Source organism: Moritella sp. Urea-trap-13, from assembly GCF_002836355.1.
Taxonomy (GTDB): Bacteria; Pseudomonadota; Gammaproteobacteria; order Enterobacterales; family Moritellaceae; genus Moritella.
The window spans coordinates 689,544-710,334 of the sequence record NZ_PJCA01000031.1 but is presented as its reverse complement, the minus strand read 5'-3'; the positions used below and the strand labels follow the sequence as shown (position 1 = coordinate 710,334).

Sequence of the window (20,791 nt, the reverse complement as noted above, 5' to 3'; positions counted from 1 at the left end):
GCGCTTAAGCTTAATTTTGAGTAAAATCATCCATTACTGAATGAATCTATTCACTTTTCCTGCCAACAGGGTGATAAGAAAAACATGCAACACCTCAAAGAAATAATAGTACAGGCCGTAGAAGCCGTAGCAAACGCAACTGATCTAGCAACATTGGACACTGTTCGTGTTGAGTACCTCGGTAAAAAGGGTATTTTGACTGAACAGATGAAAACATTAGGTAAACTGCCTCCAGCAGAAAAACCTAAAGCTGGTCAAGCGATCAACATTGCTAAACAAGAAGTTCAAAAAGTCATTAACGAGAAACGTGATGCATTCCAACAAGCAGTTCTAGATGCTAAATTAGCGGAAGAAATGATTGATGTTACTGCACCAGGTCGTACCAACCTAAACGGTGGTCTACATCCTGTAACACGTACTATCGAACGTATTGAATCATTTTTTGGTGAATTAGGTTTCGCTGTTAAATCTGGTCCTGAAGTTGAAGATGATTATCACAACTTTGATGCATTGAATATCCCTGAGCACCATCCTGCTCGTGCTGATCACGATACATTTTACTTTAATCCGAAATTAGTACTTAGAACACAAACGTCTGGTGTACAGATCCGTACGATGGAAGTTGAAAAACCACCTATTCGTATCATCTCTCCAGGCCGTGTTTACCGTAATGATTACGATCAAACACACACACCAATGTTCCATCAAGTAGAAGGTCTATTTGTCGATGAAAAAGTAAGCTTTAGCGAGCTGAAAGGTGTGTTACACGATTTCCTAAACAACTTCTTTGAAGAAGATTTAGAAATTCGTTTCCGTCCTTCTTATTTCCCATTCACAGAAACTTCTGCTGAAGTAGATGTTATGGGCAAAAACGGTAAATGGTTAGAAGTACTAGGCTGCGGCATGGTTCACCCTAACGTATTAACGTCTGTTGGAATCGACCCTGAGAAATACTCTGGCTTTGCCTTTGGTATGGGTGTTGAACGTTTAGCGATGCTTCGCTATGGCGTTAACGATTTACGTTCATTTTTCGAAAATGATTTACGTTTCCTCAAGCAGTTTAAATAAGATAGGACACTATAATGAAATTCAGTAATGAATGGTTACAAACTTGGGTTAAACCAGGTCTAACAAATGAAGAGCTAGCGCATCAAATTACGATGGCTGGCCTTGAAGTAGACGGCATTGATGCTGTTGCTGGTGATTTTACGGGTATCGTTGTAGGGCACGTTGTAGAATGTGGCCAGCACCCAGATGCAGATAAATTACAAGTAACTAAAATCGATATCGGTGCTGAAGAGTTAATCGACATCGTTTGCGGAGCATCTAACTGTCGTGCAGGCCTTAAAGTTGCAGTTGCAACTGTTGGTGCTGTATTGCCAGGCGACTTCAAAATTAAGAAAGCAAAACTACGTGGTCAACCATCATTCGGTATGCTTTGCTCTGAATCTGAAATGGGTATGGCTGAATCAGCAGACGGTATCATTGAATTACCGGCTGATGCAGTTCCAGGTACTTGTATTCGTGAATTCCTTGGTCTTGATGATGTTACTATCGAAGTTGATCTAACGCCTAACCGCGCAGATTGCTTAAGTATTGCTGGTATTGCTCGTGAAGTGGGTGTGTTAAATAACATCGCTGTAACGGCTCCAGAATGGATCAATGCGACAGAAACTAGTACTGAAACTGTCAGTGTTTCTGTTGAAGCGACAGAGCAGTGTCCTCGTTACCTTGGTCGTGTGATCAGTAACTTAGATATGAACGCAACTACACCTTTATGGATGGTTGAACGTCTACGTCGTTGCGGCACTCGTTCTATTGATCCAATTGTTGACGTGACTAACTACGTATTGTTAGAACTTGGTCAACCTATGCATGCATTTGACCTTGCTACATTGACTGGTGGGATTAATGTTCGTCTTGCAAACCAAGATGAAAAATTAACCTTGCTTGATGGTAACGAAGTTAAGTTAAATGATAATACACTTGTTATTGCTGATGACAGTGGCGCTATTGCAATCGCTGGTATTTTCGGTGGTCAAAAGACAGGCGTAACGGGAGCAACAAACTCTATCTTACTTGAGTCTGCTTTCTTTAGCCCGTTAGCTATCACTGGTCGCGCTCGTTCGTACGGCTTGCATACAGACTCTTCACATCGTTTTGAACGTGGTGTTGATTCTGAACTGCAGTACCAAGCAATGGAACGTGCTACACAGTTGATCGTTGAAATTTGTGGTGGCGATGTAGCACCTGTTGTTGATGTAACAACTGAAGCTACGTTACCGACACACGCGCCAATCAATTTACGTCGTCATCAATTAGATAAAGTAATTGGTTTCCACGTTGAAGATGCGAAAGTAACTGACATTTTAAACACATTAGGTCTAGCACCTACGTTTGAAAATGATACATGGACTGTGACTTCTCCATCATTCCGTTTCGACATCGAAGTTGAAGTAGATTTGATTGAAGAAGTAGCCCGTGTATTTGGTTACAACAACATCCCAAATGTTGCACCTGTTGCACCATTGAAGATGACTGACCATAACGAAGCAATATTACCTGTTCGTCGTATTCGTGACCTAATGGTTGACCGTGGATTCCAAGAAGCAATTACATATAGCTTTGTAGATCCTAAACGTCAATTCTTACTTCACCCTGAAGCAGACCACCTAACATTACCGCACCCAATTTCGATTGAGATGTCTGTAATGCGTGTAAGTATGTTTACAGGTTTGGTTGAAGCTGTTGTAGCTAACCAAAAACGTCAACAACAACGTATTCGTTTATTTGAAACTGGTCTGACTTTTATTAAAGATGAATCAGTTGAAAACGGTGTACTACAAGTTCCTATGCTTGGAGCTATTATTGCTGGTACAGCGAATGCTGAATCTTGGGCTCAAGAAAGTAAAGCTGTAGACTATTTCGACCTTAAAGGTGATTTAGATGCATTATTAGACCAAACCTGTAATACCGATGAGTTTGTGCTTAAACGTGCAAGTCATCCTGGTTTACATCCTGGTCAAAGTGCTGAAATCTTCTATGCTGGTCGTTCTGTTGGTCATATTGGTGCTATCCATCCTTCATTAGAGAAGAAGTTAGGCCTTAATGGCTCAACTATTATTCTAGAGATCGAACTTGATACATTAACATCGCGCAAGTTACCGCAAGCTGTTGAAGTTTCTAAGTTTCCTGCTAACCGTCGTGACATCGCTATGATCGTTAAAGACGCAGTTAATGCTGGTGACGTTCTGAACTTTATCAAAAAAGTTGGCGGGAATCAGTTAGTTGGCATAAACTTGTTTGATGTATACCAAGGTACAGGTGTTGTGGAAGGTCATAAGAGCCTCGCTATCAGCTTAACCTTACAAGATATATCACGCACCTTGGAAGAAAAAGAGATATCTGAAGCAGTTAATAATATTGTTGAAGCTATTTCATCTGAATTCAATGCATCCTTGAGGGATTAATTTATGGCACTAACCAAAGCTGATATTGCAGAAACATTATTTAACGATGTTGGTCTGAGTAAACGTGAATCTAAAGAAATGGTAGAAGCTTTCTTTGAAGAGATTCGTTTATCTTTAGAAGTTAACGAACAAGTTAAAATATCTGGTTTTGGTAATTTTGACCTACGTGATAAAGGGGAACGACCAGGTCGTAATCCTAAAACAGGTGAAGATATACCAATTACAGCTCGTCGCGTTGTGACTTTTAAACCAGGTCAGAAATTAAAAGCGAAAGTAGAAACTATCGTAAAAGATTAGAGTTTCATCAGATAATAAAAAACCGGCTAATGCCGGTTTTTTTATACCTGCTATAAAATAATATTCATAACATTGATAGATATTTTCCGCCCTACAACATAATTACAAGTAGTAGGGCGGATGTGAGAGGAATTAACCGTCTAGTTTATCTGATGCAATATGGTACTCAGGATCGTCAATTAAGTTAACTTCAATCATATCGCCTGCACGCTTCATTAATTGCTTACACTCTAATGAAAGGTGACGAAGGTGTAACACTTTACCTGCAGCAACATAACGCTCAGCAAGCGTATCGATCGCTTCAATTGCAGAATGGTCACATACACGTGAGTTAGCAAAATCAATGATCACATCTCGTGGGTCACCAGCAGTATCAAATAGGTCTAAGAAGTGGCTAACAGAACCGAAGAATAATGGACCGTTAACTTTATATACTTTACTACCTGACTCTTCAGTTGAAGTCTCAGTATTGATGTGTGATGCGTGCTCCCATGCAAAACGTAACGCAGAAACGATAACACCGATGATAACTGCAACCGCTAAATCGGTGAACACAGTAACAACCGTCACCAGCACAATAACAAAGGTATCTGCTTTAGGAATTTTACGGATCACACGGAAGGTTGCCCATTCAAATGTACCAATCACAACCATGAACATAACACCAACAAGTGCAGCTAGTGGGATAACTTCAATAAGTGATGAGAGGAATAGGATGAATAGTAATAGTGAAATAGCGGCTGTAATACCCGATAAACGACCACGGCCACCTGAATTAATGTTGATCATTGATTGACCAATCATTGCACAACCACCCATAGCACCAAAGAAACCGTTTACGATGTTTGATGCGCCTTGCGCAACACATTCTTTGTTACCTTTACCACGTGTACCGGTCATTTCATCAATAACGGTTAGTGTCAGTAGTGATTCAATAAGACCAACAGCAGCAAGGATTAATGAGTAAGGCAGGATGATATAGAGTGTTTCAAGGGTAAATGGCACACTTGGAATACTGAACGTTGGTAGTGAGCCAGAGATCGTTGCATTGTCATCGCCAGTCATAGAACGAACAAAATCAACAACGGTACGGGTATCTAAGCCCATGTAATAAACAATTAGTGTTACTGCCACGATAGCAACAAGCGAAGATGGCACTGCTTTTGTTAACTTAGGTAGGAAATGAATGATTGCCATTGTCAGCGCAACGAGACCAAGCATTAAATATAGCTGTGATCCTTGTAACCAAGTAAGATCGCCGTTAGCGTCAATAAATTTGAATTGACCTAATTGTGCTAAGAAGATAACAATGGCAAGGCCGTTTACAAAGCCCATCATCACAGGGTGCGGTACAATACGAATGAATTTACCGAGTTTGAATACGCCAGCAAGTACTTGCAGTAAACCAGCAAGAACAACGGCAGCAAATAAGTATTGTACGCCATTGTCTGCGACGAGCGATACCATGACAACTGCCATTGCACCCGTTGCACCAGAGATCATACCTGGGCGGCCACCAAAGATAGCGGTAATTAAACCAACCATAAAGGCAGCATACAAGCCTACTAGAGGCTCAACACCTGCTACAAAAGCAAATGCAACCGCTTCAGGCACAAGTGCCAGTGCAACGGTTAGACCAGATAAAACATCATTCTTAACTGATGCCATGGAATATTTTGGAAATTCAAACATAAATTATAAGTTACCGAGTTGTCATTAATGAATAAAAAATAACAGGATGATGCCAATTGACATCATCCTGTTATTAAAAAATATTAAAATAAATACTAAAAAAGCCGCATTTTATGCGGCTTTTAATTTAGCTAATAGTTATTGTTTAATAATAGTTATTATTTAGCTAATGTGGTTGGCGATTTACTCTGAGATGAAGCAAATTGACTACCACCAGGTCCTGCCGCTACATCAACAGATGGGCGTTGAACAACACCAACTTTAGCAACAAAGTTACTTGTTGATGGTGCAACCTGTTGAGGTTTCGCCATTGCAACGGTGAAGTTTGTTTTCTTAGACGTCGTACCTTGTGCTTGTAGTGCAGCAACTGATGTTACGTCGATAGCTTTGTAAGCAACTGGCGTTTCAGCAACAACTGGCGTTTCAGCAACAACTGGTGTTTCAGCAACAACTGGTGTTTCAGCAACAACTGGTGTTTCAGTAACAACAGGCGTTTCAGCAACAACAGGCGTTTCAGCAACAACAGGCGTTTCAACAACAACTGGTGTTTCAGCAACAACAGGCGTTTCAACAACAACTGGCGTTTCAGCAACAACTGGTGTTTCAGTAACAACAGGCGTTTCAGCAACAACAGGCGTTTCAACAACAACTGGTGTTTCAGCAACAACAGGCGTTTCAACAACAACTGGTGTTTCAGCAACAACAGGTGTTTCAGCAACAACAGGCGTTTCAGCAACAACTGGTGTTTCAACAACTACTGGTGTTTCAGCAACAACGGGTGTTGCAACAACTACTGGTGCAGAGCCTGGACGTGTTGCTGGTGCCGTATGCATTTGACGCGTTACAGATTTAGTTTCAATCTTTACGCGTTCTGCAGATGCTTTAGCTGTTGGCGCTACGACTACTGCTGTATCTTCAACTACTGCTGCAGGTTTAGCTGCAGCAGCTGTATGCATTACAGGTCTAGCTGCTTTAGCCGTAACAGTAACAGGTTTAGCTGTTTCAGTAATAACAGGTTTAGCTACTTCAGTCGTAACAGGTTTAGCTGCTTCAGCAGTAGCAGGTCTAGTTGCTTCAGCAGTAACAGGTCTAGTTGCTTCAGCAGTAACAGGTCTAGCGGCTTTAGCCGTAACAGGTCGAGCGGCTTTAGCCGTAACAGGTTTAGCTACTTCAGCAGTAACAGGTCTAGCTACTTCAGCAGTAACAGGTTTAGCTACTTCAGCAGTAACAGGTTTAGCTGCTTCAGCCGTAACAGGTTTAGCTACTTCAGCAGTAACAGGTTTAGCTACTTCAGCAGTAACAGGTTTAGCTGCTTCAGCCGTAACAGGTTTAGCTACTTCAGCAGTAACAGGTTTAGCGGCTTCAACAGTAACAGGTTTAGCTTCTTCTACGTGCTCAGTTTTTTGAACATCAGTAGTTTTGGCATGTCTAGGGCTACGACGAGTACGCTTAGGCGATGGTGTATTTTCATCATGCTTAGGCTTATCCGAAACATCTGCCACTACAGCAACCTGTTCTGACTCTACTTTTGTTTGCTCTTCGTTATGCACTCGCACTTGTTTGCGCATATTACGGCGTTGACGACGTTCAGTTAACATAGCCTGATTTTGCGGGCTAGTCTCTTCTTTTACATCTTTAGCCGGAGCAATAGGAGTCACTTGACTTGGTTTTACATCTTTTACATCTTTTGCTTCGAACTTAGTATGCTGTTTTACTTCAACATCGACTTTTTTATTCACGTCTTGCTGTTTATTCTCAACATTTTCTGGATTACGAGGCTTACGATTACGACGATTACGTGGTTTACGCTGTTCTTCGCTATTACGGTTACTCGGCGTTTTATCCGCTACCGGTTTTTTAGGTGCTTCTTTAACAACTTCTTTAACGACAACTTTTTCTTCGCTGCTAAAGAATCCTGTAATTGCTTTACCAAGACGACTAAATACAGATTCCTTATCTATAGCAGGCTTAGCTGATTTAGCTTTTGCAGGCGTTTGAGGTTTTGTATTTGGTGTTGTTTTTTGAACAACAGGACTTGGTTTAACCGTTTTCGCTTCAGGTGTATTAATTTGTTGCACAAGCGGCTGAACTGTTTCGGTATTTACTTTTGGTTCATAACGGATAAATTCGCGAGGTTGTGCTAAATCAGTACTTGCTAAGTCGGAGTTATCATCATCCGCTTTAACACGAGAAACTTCAAAATGAGGTGTTTGTAGATTTTCATTTGGAATGATGAAACTTTTAACTTTATAGCGTTTTTCTAAACGAAGAATTGAATTACGTTTTTCATTTAGTAAGTAAGCAGCAACTGGCACTGGTACTTGCGCTACAATGTGATTGGTATTTTCTTTAAGCGATTCTTCTTCGATTAAACGTAGAATAGAAAGTGCTAAAGATTCATTATCACGGATAGTACCTTGGCCATCACAGCGTGGGCAAACATGCGTGCTTGATTCACCAAGAGAAGGGCGGATACGTTGACGAGACATTTCCATCAAACCAAATCGAGAGATACGGCCTAATTGAATGCGAGCGCGATCTTGACGTACTGCATCACGTAAGCAATTTTCTACTTCACGTTGGTTTTTAACTGGACCCATATCGATAAAGTCGATAACAACAAGACCACCAAGGTCACGAAGACGTAGTTGACGTGCAACTTCATCAGCAGCTTCTAGGTTGGTCGTAAGCGCTGTCTCTTCAATATCACTACCGCGTGTAGCACGAGCAGAGTTAATATCAATTGAAGTTAAGGCTTCAGTTGGATCAATTACGATTGAGCCACCTGAAGGTAAGCGAACTTCGCGTTGGAACGCTGATTCGATTTGAGTTTCAATTTGATAATGATTGAATAAAGGCACATCACCTTGATACAATTTAATACGGTCGATAAAGTCTGGACGTATTAATTTGATGCGGTTTTTTGCTTCTTCAAATGCTTTTGGATGATCAATTAGGATTTCGCCAATATCACGACGAAGATAGTCACGGATCGCACGTGCAATCACATTACTTTCTTGATGAATTAAGAAGGTACCTTGACGGTCTTTTGCACTATCTTGGATTGCACCCCAATGATTTAAAAGTACTTTAAGATCCCACTCTAGTTCTTCAGCAGATTTACCAACACCAGCAGTACGAACAATCAGTCCCATGCCTTCTGGTAATTCTAATGTAGAAAGTGCAGATTTTAATTCAGTACGTTCATCACCTTCAATGCGACGAGAAATACCGCCAGCGCGAGGGTTGTTTGGCATAAGAACAAGGTAACTACCAGCTAAACTAACGAATGTAGTTAATGCTGCACCTTTATTGCCACGTTCTTCTTTTTCAATCTGTACAATAACTTCAGTGCCTTCAGCAACAACATCCTTAATGCTTGGACGTCCACGTTGCTTACCAGAACCTGGCTTGAAGTAAGAGCGAGAGATTTCTTTAAGAGGAAGGAAACCGTGACGGTCTGCACCATAATCAACAAAAGCAGCTTCTAAACTTGGTTCTACACGAGTAATTTTACCTTTGTAGATGTTAGCTTTCTTTTGTTCGTGACCTGGGCTTTCAATATCTAAATCGTAAAGGCGTTGTCCATCAACTAGCGCAACGCGCAACTCTTCTTTTTGAGTTGCATTAATTAACATTCTTTTCATTTTATTATTCTTATAAATTAATTTTCATGCTTGGATAAATTAGTTAGATGTACATCAGGCCTTGTGTCTGTAAGATAATCAACCTCTCGGCTGTTTAAATTAAGGCGCTGTCAGATGCTCTAAATGTGATCAAGTGTCTTACGATTATTTCTGCACTTATTAGATTCCATCAATAACTAACGTGTATAATTGCATTGGAAAAGGTGATTTATATAGAAGTTGATATAGTGGGAGGCGGTATCCTGCTGGATAAATGAAACTCCCTATCAACGTACACCTTATATACAAAATGTATGCTAAAAATCCGCAGCAAGAATAACGACATCCTGGTTATTCTGTAATTATTGATATAAATAAATGATTATTTACCTCAATTAGCAGATATACTAAAGCCATTATCACTCTTGGCTGTATTTTTTTAGCAGTACAGAGGGTATTATCCCACTGCCTGTATTAATATAGCAAGTTAACTTTCCATTCAATTTAGAAATATGTTTCAAATTGATACCTAAACGCATTTTGAGTTAGACAATAGAATAATTATGACCGATAAAATTTCACCTAAAGTAGAATTTGTAACTATTACTGAAGATTATCAAGGCCAACGCATTGATAACTTTTTACGCACCAAATTAAAAGGTGTGCCAAAAAGTATGATTTACCGCATCATTCGTAAAGGTGAGGTGAGAGTGAACAAAGGAAGAATTAAGCCTGAGTATAAACTGCAACCAAATGATATTGTACGTGTACCGCCAGTACGTGTATCTGAAACTGAAGCTATTTCACCATCAGCGAATTTAGATTCTGTGCGTGCGCTAGAAACACAAATCATCTATGAAGATAACTATTTAATTGTTATCAACAAGCCATCTGGCATGGCTGTACACGGCGGTAGTGGATTAAGCTTTGGTCTTATTGAAGGATTACGAGCGATCCGTCCTGATAGTAAATTCTTAGAATTAGTTCACCGTTTAGATCGTGATACGTCAGGTTGTTTACTTGTCGCTAAGAAACGTAGCACGCTGAAAGCGTTACATGAGCAACTGCGTTTAAAAACAATGAGAAAAGATTACCAAGCACTTGTTGCTGGAGCATGGCCACGCAGTTCTCGAATTGTAAATGCACCACTATTAAAGAACACAGTAAGCTCAGGTGAACGACTTGTACGTGTTGACAGCGAAGGTAAGGAATCTCAAACTCGTTTCAGCATCATACAGCGTTATGAACATGGCACGCTAGTGCAAGCAAGTCCTATTACAGGTCGTACGCATCAAATTCGTGTTCACGCATTACATGCGGGCCATCCGATTGCCTGTGACGATAAATATGGCGATAAAGGCTTCACGCAACACATGAATGGCTTAGGCTTGAAGCGCTTGTTCCTGCATGCTGCACGCTTACAGTTCTTTAACCCTGGCACAGAAGAAACACAAGAAGTTGAAGCACCATTAGATATGGCACTTGTTAGAGCGTTAGAAAAAATGAAAAAGTGCTAAATATAGACATCATTAATATGTGTTAATACGTTAGCTAAAAAACAAAGCCAGTATCCTTGATACTGGCTTTGTTGTATTCGTCATATATTATTTTAATTTGATAGTACGTCGTAACCTTGTTCTTGTAGAATTTCCACTAAACTAATCAAAGGTAATCCGATCAAGGTATTCGGATCTTTGCCTTCTAATTTAGAAAATAAAGCGATACCAAGCCCTTCACACATAAAGCTGCCAGCACAATTATAAGGCTGCTCCGTCTCAAGATAGTAACTAATTTGGCTATCGGTCAACGATCTAAAGTGTACAACAAACTCTTCAACTATCGTATTTGTACGACCTGTGCATTGATTTACAACAGAAAGCCCTGTGTAAAAAGTTATATTTTGTGCAGAAACGGCAGATAATTGTGCAAAAGCTGTTTCATAATTACCAGGTTTACCTATTATTTTGTTATTTATGACACAAACCTGATCCGATCCGATGGATATTGAGTTACTATACGCTCGACTGGCAGATTGAGCTTTTTCTAGTGCTAGGCGTGATACAAGCATTTCAGCCGTTTCGTTTGGCTTGACGGTTTCATCAACTTTTGGGTTGAAGGTATCGAAAGGGCAGTTTAGTTTTTCTAAAATCTGTTTACGAAATGGCGATGTTGAAGCAAGGATTAGTTTAGGTTTCATGGTTTATCTATCATCAATTATTTAATTATTTGATGATTTTAACGGCAACTGACCTATTTTTGTAGGAAATTTTGATTTTTTTTCATTTTCCTTTTGACTCTAACATGATGAATCTATATTATCCGCAACCTATGAAAAAGGTAAAACTACCAGTAACTGTTGATCCTTATCGTACTGCTCAACAAAGATTGGATTTCAACACTCGTGTTGAAGGCAGTCTGTTGAAACGTATTACGGATGCAACGGCAGGTGAACCAAGTGATGCAGATGTATCAATATCGTTCAGCAAAGATGAACAAGGTCTTATAGTGATACAGGGTAGCGTATCATTAACTGTTAACCTTGAATGTCAGCGCTGTGGCGAGATATTTACGCAAGCTTGTGCAACCGAATTTAGATATAGTCCTGTGAAAAATGATTCCCAGGTCGACGATCTGCCAGATGCTTATGAGCCCATTGAATTGGATGCAAATGGCGAAATAAATCAAATATCATTGATTGAAGATGAAGTGATTATCAATTTACCACTTGTTGCTTTGCACGAAGTGGAAGATTGTTCAGTGAATCCAAATGACATGAGTTTTGGTGAAATCGAGCCTGCTGATGAGCAGCCCAACCCATTTGCCGCTTTATCTGAATTAAAGCGCAAGTAATCAGGAGTATAGGCCAATGGCTGTACAAAAAAGTAAAGTAACTCGCTCTCGCCGCGGTCAACGTCGTTCACATGACGCTCTAACTGCAGCAGCTACAACTGTTGACGTGACTTCAGGTGAAACTCACCTACGTCACAACGTAACAGCTGATGGTTACTACAAAGGCGTTAAAGTAATTAACAAATAAGTTATTTACTTTGCCTAATCTAACAATTGCGTTAGATGCCATGGGGGGCGATTTCGGTCCCCATGTCACTATCCCCGCCGCAATCAATATACTGAAAAAGTATAAAAACCTCTCTATTTACCTTGTCGGTAACGAAACTGAAATAATCCCATTATTGCAGAATACCTCTACGTCTATTAAATCTCGTTATACAATAATTCCTAGTCTCGATGATATACCCATGGACCTTGCTCCAGCATTAGCGCTGCGAAATTTCAAGCAATCATCTATGCGTATGGCATTGAACCTTGTTCGTGAGGGCAAAGCACAAGCGTGTGTCAGTGCTGGTAACACCGGAGCACTGATGGTGCTTTCACGACATTTACTTAAAGTCCTTCCTTTTGTTGATCGACCCGCACTTGTTTCTACATTACCCTCTGTGACTATGCAGCCTGTGTATATGCTTGATTTAGGTGTCAATGTGAGTTGTGATGCCGATGCATTACTGCAATTTGCATTGATGGGCTCTGCACTCGCGGAACATGTTGGTAATATACCAGCTCCTCGAGTGGCATTGCTTAATGTTGGCCAAGAAGACATTAAAGGTAATGATCTTGTCAAACATGCAGCTCAATTACTTTCTAAACATCATAATTTAAACTATATTGGTTTCATTGAAGGTAACGATATTTTCTCAGGTAAAGCCGATGTTATTGTCTGTGATGGTTTTACAGGCAATGTTGCACTTAAGACAAGTGAAGGTGTTGTTGACTTGGTTATTTCTCAGTTAACATCTGTATCAAATAAGAACATATTAACCAAATTGTTATCATTATTGGTCAAACCACTGATAATGAACAGTCTAAGACGTTTGAAACCCGACCAGTATAACGGAGCAACTTTGTTAGGATTACCGGGTATTGTAATTAAGAGTCATGGTAATGCTGAACAGGTTGCCTTTGAGTTTGCAATTGAACAGGCTGTAAAAGAAGTTGAAAGCGGTTTAGTAAATAAAATATCCGCAAGTCTTGATGTTATTGATTAAGATTCAATTTTTATAATTTTATTTGCCTCCTCTCTTGAAAAATTCAATCGATATCCTCATATTACTTTTTAGTTAGATAAGTTCATTTTCAAATTGATGCATGAATCTTTATTAAATTTTTTATAGGTAATTTATGTCAAAGTATGCAGTAGTATTCCCAGGTCAAGGTTCACAAACAATCGGTATGCTTGCAGACCTTGCTTCAGACCATCCAGTTGTCGAGCAGACGTTTGCCCAAGCAAGTGAAATTCTTGGTTATGATCTATGGGATTTAGTGCAAAATGGAACAGTGGAAGAATTAAGCCAAACTCATATTACGCAACCTGCATTATTGGCTACCTCTGTTGCATTGTGGCGAATCGCCGCTGCGAAAGAAAGTTTTAAACCAACATTGGTTGCTGGTCATAGCTTAGGTGAGTACTCAGCCTTGGTATGTGCTGGGGTAATTAAATTCGAAGATGCTATCGCACTTGTTGAATTGCGTGGACAATTAATGCAGCAAGCGGTACCGCAAGGTATTGGTGCTATGGCAGCTGTTATTGGATTAGATAACGATGCGATCATTGCGGCTTGTAAAAGTGCAGCTGAAGACGAAGTTGTCTCAGCTGTAAACTTTAATTCACCTGGTCAGGTGGTGATTGCGGGTAATAAAGCTGCAGTTGCTCGTGCATCTGCATTATGTGTAGAGGCGGGTGCTCGACGTGTTATGCCTTTACCAGTAAGTGTGCCTTCGCATTGCTCATTGATGAAGCCAGCTGCAGATGAATTAAAATTAGCATTAGAAAAAGTAACGTTTAATGTACCTGTCATCAAACTCATTAATAATGTGGACGTTGCAGCGCCTACTGATGCAGAAAGCATTAAAGATGCGCTTGTTCGTCAACTTTATATGCCAGTGCGCTGGACTGAAGTGATTGAAACAATCGCACAAGAAGACATTAGCGAATTATATGAATTTGGCCCAGGTAAAGTATTAACAGGCCTTGTTAAACGTATTGATAAAACTATCAAAGGTAGTGCAGTAAATAATCAAGCAACAATTGCTGATTTTGCATAACAATAGGAATAAATAAATGAGTTTTTCAGGTAAGACAGTACTTATTACAGGTGCAAGCCGTGGTATTGGTCGCGCAATCGCGGAACATTTTGCAAAGTTAGGTGCCAAAGTCATTGGTACTGCAACTTCTGCTCAAGGTGCTGAACGTATTGGTGCTTATTTAGGTGAGGCAGGTTTTGGTTTAGAACTTAACGTGACAAATCAAGATTCAGTAGATGCATTGTATGCTGAAATCAAAACCCAAGTTGGGCACATTGATATTCTAGTGAATAACGCTGGTATTACAGCCGATAATCTCTTCTTACGTATGAAAGAAGATGAATGGTGTAATGTTATTGATACTAACTTGACCTCTTTATATCGTTTATGTAAGCCTTGCTTACGTGGCATGATGAAGCAACGTTTTGGTCGTATCATTAATATCGGTTCGGTTGTTGGTACTACAGGTAATGGCGGTCAAGCAAACTATGCGGCTGCTAAGTCAGGATTGTTAGGTTTTACTAAGTCTCTTGCAAGTGAAGTTGCGTCTCGCGGCATTACTGTTAATGCAGTTGCACCTGGTTTTATCGAAACTGATATGACAGCTGAATTAACCGAAGCACAAAAACAAACAATATTAGCTCAAGTACCAACCAGTCGTCTTGGTAGTACTACAGAGATAGCTGAAACTGTTGGATTTTTAGCATCTGATGGTGCAAGCTATATCACGGGTGAAACTATCCATGTAAATGGCGGAATGTACATGGCATAGCCATTTATATTTGATTTTGTTTGTAAATTTGCGATCTTTTTCACCAATCGTGGTTTGACCACCGAGTTAAGGGTTGCAAGTTTATAAGTAATCAATAAACTACTAATCAAAAGCTTTATATTTTTTTAAAGGAAAGTAAAAATGAGTAACTTCGAAGAACGCGTAAAAAAAATCATTATTGAACAACTTGGTGTTAAAGAAGAAGAAGTTAAAAACGAAGCTTCTTTCGTTGATGACCTAGGTGCTGATTCTCTAGATACAGTTGAACTTGTAATGGCTCTAGAAGAAGAATTCGATACTGATATCCCAGATGATGAAGCAGAGAAAATCACTACTGTTCAAGCTGCAATCGACTTCGTTGTTTCTAGCGCTGAATAATTCGGCTGATTAGTTTCTCAATGAGAGATTATCAAAATAAAGTTGTTTCACAATAACTTTATAAATATATAAAAGCGGTCGCAAGACCGCTTTTTTTTTGCCTATTTGGAGAACGAGTGTGGCTAATAGAAGAGTTGTAATTACAGGATTAGGAATTGTTTCACCGGTTGGCAACACTGTTGCAGCATCATGGGAAGCGATTAAATCTGGTATCAGCGGCATTGAAAATATTGAGCACTTTGATACCACTAATTTTTCGACAAAGTTTGCTGGTCTAGTAAATGATTTCGATGCTGAAGCTGTCGGTATTAACCGTAAAGATTGCCGTAAAATGGATTTATTTATTCAATACGGTATTGCAGCTGCAGAACAAGCACTGGCAGACTCAGGTCTTGTCATTACCGATCTTAATGCAACCCGAATTGGTACTGCAATTGGTTCTGGTATCGGTGGACTTGGACTCATAGAACAAAACGTACAAAGTTTCGCTAAAGGTGGCGCGCGTAAAGTTAGCCCATTCTTCGTACCATCAACAATTGTTAATATGGTCGCTGGTCACGTTTCTATTCGAAATAATCTTAAAGGTCCTAACATTGCTATTGCTACGGCATGTACCTCTGGTACGCATTGTATTGGTCAATCAGCACGTATGATTGCATACGGCGATGCTGATGTTATGGTCGCCGGTGGTGCTGAAAAAGCATCTACTGAGATGGGCATGGCTGGTTTTGGTTCTGCGAAAGCGCTCTCTACTCGAAATGATGAACCACAGAAAGCAAGTCGACCTTGGGATAAAGATCGTGACGGTTTTGTACTTGGCGATGGCGCAGGTATATTAGTGATGGAAGAGTATGAGCAGGCCGTTGCTCGTGGCGCGACTATTTATGCTGAATTAGTGGGTTTTGGTATGAGTGGCGATGCATTTCACATGACGTCTCCACCTGAAGACGGTGCCGGTGCCGCTTTATCAATGAATAATGCTATTGCTGATGCAGGTATTACTGCTGATCAAGTTGGTTATGTAAATGCCCATGGCACATCAACACCTGCTGGCGATAAAGCTGAAACTGCTGCCGTTAAATCTGTGTTTGGTGAGCATGCTTATAAACTTGCTGTTAGTTCAACAAAATCAATGACAGGTCATCTGTTAGGTGCTGCTGGTGCTATTGAAGCGATTTTCACAATCCTGGCATTAAAAGACCAAATATTACCACCTACAATTAACTTGGAGAATCCAAGTGAAGGTTGTGATCTTGACTATGTGACTGACGGTGCTCGTCCTGTCACTATGGAATACGCGTTATCCAATTCATTTGGTTTTGGTGGCACGAACGGTTCTCTGCTATTCAAAAAAGCGGACTAATATATCAAAGACCTAACGTGAGATGCTTAATTACTCATTTTGTAATAACAAATATAATAAATAAGTGTTTTTGGTTATTTGATATTCACATGCAAGGCGATTAAAGCCGCCTTGCATGTATCAAACAATTTTTCATTGGTGTAAAATGTGCGCTGGATTTCATTTACGCATCGAGCTATGAAAAAGATAATTACTGCTATTTCCTTACTGTTTACCATCCTATTAATTGCATGCGTACTTTTCTACTCACGCTATCAATCTTTTGTGTCAGTTGAACGCGTTCAAACGGAACATATTTTAACTGTTGCTTCCGGTGATACTGCACAATCAATTGCCAATACGATGCTTGTAAAGCAGGATGTTGAATCAAAAGTGTTTTTGCGTTTATTCTTTAAACAGCATCCGTCTATAACTAATATCAAACTTGGTTCTTACAAAGTAGCTGCTGGTTGGGATTTTAAAACATTATTCGAACATCTTGTCTCTGGCGATGAATTCCAACACAAAATCACTTTCATTGAAGGCTCCACATTCAAAGAATGGCGTAAGCAATTATCAAATGCTTCAGGCGTCATTGATGATACTGCCGATTTATCTGAACAAGAGATTGCACAGTTATTAAATATAGATAATCCTAAGCTTGAAGGTTTGATGCTGCCTGAGACCTATTTTTATCCTGAAGGTACGTTAGTTTCTGCGCTGTATCTTCAGTCACATAAAAAACTCCAAGCCTATTTAAATGAAGTGTGGGAAACAAGAGACAAAAAATTACCGCTTAAAAGCCCTTATGAAGCATTGATCCTTGCCTCTATCATCGAAAAAGAGACGGGCTTAGAAAGTGAAAGAACAACTGTAGGCTCAGTATTTATCAATCGTCTGAATAAAAGAATGCGTTTACAAACAGATCCAACGGTTATTTATGGAATGGGTGATGACTACAACGGTAATATTCGTCGTAAAGATTTACGCCAAAAAACAGATTACAACACCTATGTTATTAGAGGGTTACCGCCAACGCCAATCGCTATGGTCGGTAAAACATCGATTGATGCGGCTTTACATCCAGCAAAGACAAGTTATTTGTATTTTGTTGCCAGTGGCGATGGCGGCCACTATTTTTCAAAGAATTTGAAAGAACACAATCGTGCCGTTCGTAAGTACATTTTAAAGAAATAAATTGAAGAGAGTTATTGTGCAAGCAAAATTTTTAGTAATCGAAGGCCTTGAAGGCGCTGGTAAAAGTACCGCAGTTAGTACTGTGATTCATTGGCTTGCAGAGCAGGGCATCACTGATGTGATCACCACGCGTGAACCTGGCGGCACAAAATTAGCCGAGAAGATGCGTGCTATTGTTAAAGACGTTGATAGCGAAGAACCCTTGACTGAATCAGCAGAGTTAATGTTGATGTATGCCGCTCGCGCTCAACTAGTTGAAAATGTCATTAAGCCAGCATTAGCTAAAGGTCAGTGGGTTGTTGGCGATCGCCATGACCTTTCCTCTATTGCTTATCAAGGTGGTGGCCGCGGTTTCGATATTGATGTACTGAACACTTTACGTCATGTTGCTATAGGTGATTTTAAGCCTGATTTGACGTTATTATTAGATATCGATCCTGCTGTTGGTTTAGAGCGTGCAAAAGTACGCGGTGAGTTAGATCGCATTGAATTAGAACAGCTGTCTTTCTTCCAGCGTATTGGTGCTAAATATCAAGAGCTTGCTGCCGCAGATGACAGTATCTATAGTGTTGATGCCGGTCAGAATATTGATAATGTGCAATTACAAATTCGTGATGTATTAACTGCTAATGTTGATTGTCATAACAAAAATGTAGATTGATTAGATGCTATATCCTTGGTTATTACCGCATTGGGAAAAACAGCAAATACAAATGACAGCAGGTCGTTTGCATCATGCTTTGTTTATTACCAGTGCGAGCGGCATGGGCAAATTATCTTATGCACAGACACTTGCGCAGACATTACTATGCAAAGAACCCATCGGTTGGGAACCTTGTCATCAATGTCATCCTTGCCAATTATTTGAAACAAGTGTGCACCCCGATTACTATCTGGTTGCAACTGAACCCGGTAAAATTATCGGTGTTGATCAAATAAGACAGATCAGTCAGAAGTTGAATGAATATTCACAACTGGGTGGTAATAAAGTGGTGATTATTGAGCACGCTGAAAGTTTTAATTTAGCATCTGCTAACGCTTTACTGAAAACATTAGAAGAGCCGAGTGACGGTAGTTATATCATTTTGCTTGCGGAGAATAAATCTCAGGTACTGCCAACTATTTATAGCCGCTGTCAGAAGATGCACCTACCTGCACCTCCCGAACAGGAGTCGCTTGCGTGGTTACAGCAACAGTTTCCGATAGAAAGTCCAACACTGACGGCTATCCGTATTAATCATGGCGCACCCTTACACACATTAAGTTATTTAAATAACGGTGATGACGATTTACGTAAAGAGATATTTGCTAATATTACGCTGTTAACACAGCAGCCAGCTGCTATCACACGATTATGTGAGATCATTTCGGACCGTACTTTAGAAAAGTTATCTTGGTTACAATTTATCTTACTTGATTTACAAAAAGTGGCTCGAGGGGTAGGCATTGATTATATTGTTAATACCGATCAGCTTGAATGGTTAACACATTTTTCAACGCAATTATCACCAGATAAAATTACTCAACTACAATCAGAATTAACAGAGCTTCGTCAGTTATTAATGCAGAATAATAATTTAACCGCTGAAACCTTAGTACTGTCCTTTTTAATTAAACTTAAAAGATTCATAAATTAATATGCTAGTAGATTCTCATTGCCATTTAGATGGTCTAAATTACGATACCATTCATACCGATCTTACTGACGTTGTTAACAAAGCAACAGAGCGCGGCGTGTCACATTTATTAAGTGTGTCTGTGACATTAGCGCGCTTTAAAACCATGATTGAGTTGATTGCTGACTTTGATAATATTCATGCGTCATGTGGTGTTCATCCGCTAAATCTTGAAGATGAATACCAAAAATCAGAGTTATTGGCGCTAGCACGTAATGAAAAAGTTGTGGCGATTGGTGAAACAGGTTTAGATTATTTCTATTCACCTGAAAATAAAGATATCCAGCAAGCGTCATTTCGAAATCATATTCAAGTGGCTATCGAGCTAAAAAAACCACTAATTATTCATACGCGTGGTGCAGTTGACGATACGATCCGTATCTTAAAGGAAGAAGGCGCAGAAAAAATTGGTGGTGTGATCCATTGTTTTACTGAATCTGATGCAATGGCTGCTGCTGTATTGGAAATGGGCTTCTATATTTCAATATCTGGTATTGTGACGTTCAAATCAGCAAAAGACTTGCAAGCCGTGGTTAAAACCATTCCAGCTGATAGATTGTTAGTTGAAACTGATTCACCTTACTTAGCACCTGTGCCGTATCGTGGAAAAGAAAACCAACCGGCTTATGTGCGCGCTGTCGCCGAGTTTGTTGCAGATCTACGCGGCGTGACCTTTGCTGAGCTTGCGGCAACAACAACGGACAATTACTTTAAGCTGTTTAACGCTAAAAAGTAATGTCGACTAGATATTGATATCACACTCGCTTTTGACGAACACACTCTACTTTTGACGAAAGAGTGGAGTGTGTTATTATCTTCTCAAATTTATGGATCTGCTTGATAATTTAATACGACACGTCGATAAATTAACAGTACAAGTTCGATAAACAACAGCACTATCTCGATACTCGTTTAACGAGCTATCGAATTCAATTATTATTTGGAGGCATTTTGGCCCACCTAGTTACTTATACTTATAAAAAAGAAGATAAGAAAATTCCATTTTCATACCGACAGTTTCACCATATCTATGAAGCGGTAGCTGCAGAAGAAGGCATCGACTTAACGCAATATATGATGATGGAAAAACAAGTTGAAGATGTATCGAAAGGTACTAAATCAGTAAGAGAGTTCCGTAAAAATCATTTTACTCAATTAGGTTTTACTAACGTTTGGTTTATTAAAGACGGTATTGAAGACTAGTTAAACTCAATAATAGGTGGTCAACGAAGACCACCTATTAT

19 protein-coding genes are annotated in these 20,791 nt (G+C 39.8%); 16 read left to right on the top strand and 3 right to left on the bottom strand.

Going from position 1 to position 20,791, the window contains the following annotated elements:
• Window positions 1-84: 84 nt before the first annotated feature.
• From pheS to ihfA, 3 genes are read left to right on the top strand one after another with little or no spacing between them, the layout of a single operon-like run.
• Window positions 85-1,068, top strand: coding sequence for a phenylalanine--tRNA ligase subunit alpha (gene pheS, locus CXF93_RS11170; protein WP_019439700.1), 984 nt, complete (start codon window positions 85-87; stop codon window positions 1,066-1,068).
• Between the two features lie 14 nt (window positions 1,069-1,082).
• A complete protein-coding gene (pheT, locus tag CXF93_RS11165) occupies window positions 1,083-3,470 on the top strand; it encodes a phenylalanine--tRNA ligase subunit beta (protein ID WP_101062589.1) in 2,388 nt (795 codons plus the stop codon).
• A 3-nt stretch (window positions 3,471-3,473) separates the two neighbouring features.
• The gene (ihfA, locus tag CXF93_RS11160; RefSeq protein ID WP_017223241.1) at window positions 3,474-3,767 is read left to right on the top strand and encodes an integration host factor subunit alpha; all 294 of its coding nucleotides are present in this window, start codon (window positions 3,474-3,476) and stop codon (window positions 3,765-3,767) included.
• 132 nt (window positions 3,768-3,899) lie between these two features.
• On the opposite strand, the gene CXF93_RS11155 is transcribed toward ihfA, so the two are convergent.
• Both CXF93_RS11155 and rne read right to left on the bottom strand, forming a co-directional pair.
• The gene (locus CXF93_RS11155; RefSeq protein WP_101062588.1) at window positions 3,900-5,459 is read right to left on the bottom strand and encodes a SulP family inorganic anion transporter; all 1,560 of its coding nucleotides are present in this window, start codon (window positions 5,457-5,459) and stop codon (window positions 3,900-3,902) included.
• Window positions 5,460-5,617: 158 nt separating this feature from the next.
• Window positions 5,618-9,106, bottom strand: a complete 3,489-nt coding sequence (gene rne / locus CXF93_RS11150) for a ribonuclease E (RefSeq protein ID WP_232784179.1) — start codon at window positions 9,104-9,106, stop codon at window positions 5,618-5,620.
• 542 nt (window positions 9,107-9,648) lie between these two features.
• Between rne and rluC the strand changes: the two genes are divergently transcribed.
• Entirely contained in the window at window positions 9,649-10,602 is a 954-nt protein-coding gene (rluC, locus tag CXF93_RS11145) for a 23S rRNA pseudouridine(955/2504/2580) synthase RluC (RefSeq protein ID WP_101062587.1), read from the top strand.
• A 92-nt stretch (window positions 10,603-10,694) separates the two neighbouring features.
• On the opposite strand, the gene CXF93_RS11140 is transcribed toward rluC, so the two are convergent.
• Window positions 10,695-11,282: a nucleoside triphosphate pyrophosphatase gene (locus CXF93_RS11140; RefSeq protein WP_101062586.1), complete on the bottom strand. Its 588-nt coding sequence runs from the start codon at window positions 11,280-11,282 to the stop codon at window positions 10,695-10,697.
• A 104-nt stretch (window positions 11,283-11,386) separates the two neighbouring features.
• Here CXF93_RS11140 and yceD point away from each other — a divergent pair, with 104 nt between their 5' ends.
• From yceD to CXF93_RS11080, 12 genes are all read left to right on the top strand, one after another.
• A complete protein-coding gene (gene yceD, locus CXF93_RS11135) occupies window positions 11,387-11,935 on the top strand; it encodes a 23S rRNA accumulation protein YceD (RefSeq protein WP_101063335.1) in 549 nt (182 codons plus the stop codon).
• 16 nt (window positions 11,936-11,951) lie between these two features.
• Window positions 11,952-12,122, top strand: a complete 171-nt coding sequence (gene rpmF, locus CXF93_RS11130) for a 50S ribosomal protein L32 (RefSeq protein WP_006033904.1) — start codon at window positions 11,952-11,954, stop codon at window positions 12,120-12,122.
• A 10-nt stretch (window positions 12,123-12,132) separates the two neighbouring features.
• A complete protein-coding gene (gene plsX, locus CXF93_RS11125) occupies window positions 12,133-13,146 on the top strand; it encodes a phosphate acyltransferase PlsX (RefSeq protein WP_101062585.1) in 1,014 nt (337 codons plus the stop codon).
• A gap of 133 nt (window positions 13,147-13,279) precedes the next feature.
• Entirely contained in the window at window positions 13,280-14,203 is a 924-nt protein-coding gene (fabD, locus tag CXF93_RS11120; protein ID WP_101062584.1) for an ACP S-malonyltransferase, read from the top strand.
• A 16-nt stretch (window positions 14,204-14,219) separates the two neighbouring features.
• Window positions 14,220-14,954 carry a 3-oxoacyl-ACP reductase FabG gene (gene fabG / locus CXF93_RS11115; RefSeq protein WP_101062583.1) on the top strand — a complete coding sequence of 245 codons (735 nt, stop codon included), beginning with the start codon at window positions 14,220-14,222 and terminating at the stop codon, window positions 14,952-14,954.
• Window positions 14,955-15,095: 141 nt separating this feature from the next.
• On the top strand, window positions 15,096-15,332 hold the full coding sequence (acpP, locus tag CXF93_RS11110) for an acyl carrier protein (RefSeq protein ID WP_067049274.1): 237 nt from the start codon (window positions 15,096-15,098) through the stop codon (window positions 15,330-15,332).
• Window positions 15,333-15,450: 118 nt separating this feature from the next.
• The gene (gene fabF / locus CXF93_RS11105; RefSeq protein ID WP_101062582.1) at window positions 15,451-16,695 is read left to right on the top strand and encodes a beta-ketoacyl-ACP synthase II; all 1,245 of its coding nucleotides are present in this window, start codon (window positions 15,451-15,453) and stop codon (window positions 16,693-16,695) included.
• Window positions 16,696-16,872: 177 nt separating this feature from the next.
• Complete coding sequence (mltG, locus tag CXF93_RS11100) at window positions 16,873-17,871, top strand: endolytic transglycosylase MltG (RefSeq protein ID WP_101062581.1); 999 nt, start codon at window positions 16,873-16,875, stop codon at window positions 17,869-17,871.
• Window positions 17,872-17,887: 16 nt separating this feature from the next.
• Window positions 17,888-18,532, top strand: a complete 645-nt coding sequence (gene tmk, locus CXF93_RS11095; RefSeq protein WP_101062580.1) for a dTMP kinase — start codon at window positions 17,888-17,890, stop codon at window positions 18,530-18,532.
• A 4-nt stretch (window positions 18,533-18,536) separates the two neighbouring features.
• Window positions 18,537-19,508: a DNA polymerase III subunit delta' gene (gene holB / locus CXF93_RS11090; protein WP_101062579.1), complete on the top strand. Its 972-nt coding sequence runs from the start codon at window positions 18,537-18,539 to the stop codon at window positions 19,506-19,508.
• A 1-nt stretch (window position 19,509) separates the two neighbouring features.
• Window positions 19,510-20,283, top strand: coding sequence for a TatD family hydrolase (locus CXF93_RS11085; protein ID WP_101062578.1), 774 nt, complete (start codon window positions 19,510-19,512; stop codon window positions 20,281-20,283).
• Window positions 20,284-20,498: 215 nt separating this feature from the next.
• A complete protein-coding gene (locus CXF93_RS11080) occupies window positions 20,499-20,750 on the top strand; it encodes a DUF2960 domain-containing protein (protein WP_101062577.1) in 252 nt (83 codons plus the stop codon).
• Window positions 20,751-20,791: the final 41 nt, after the last annotated feature.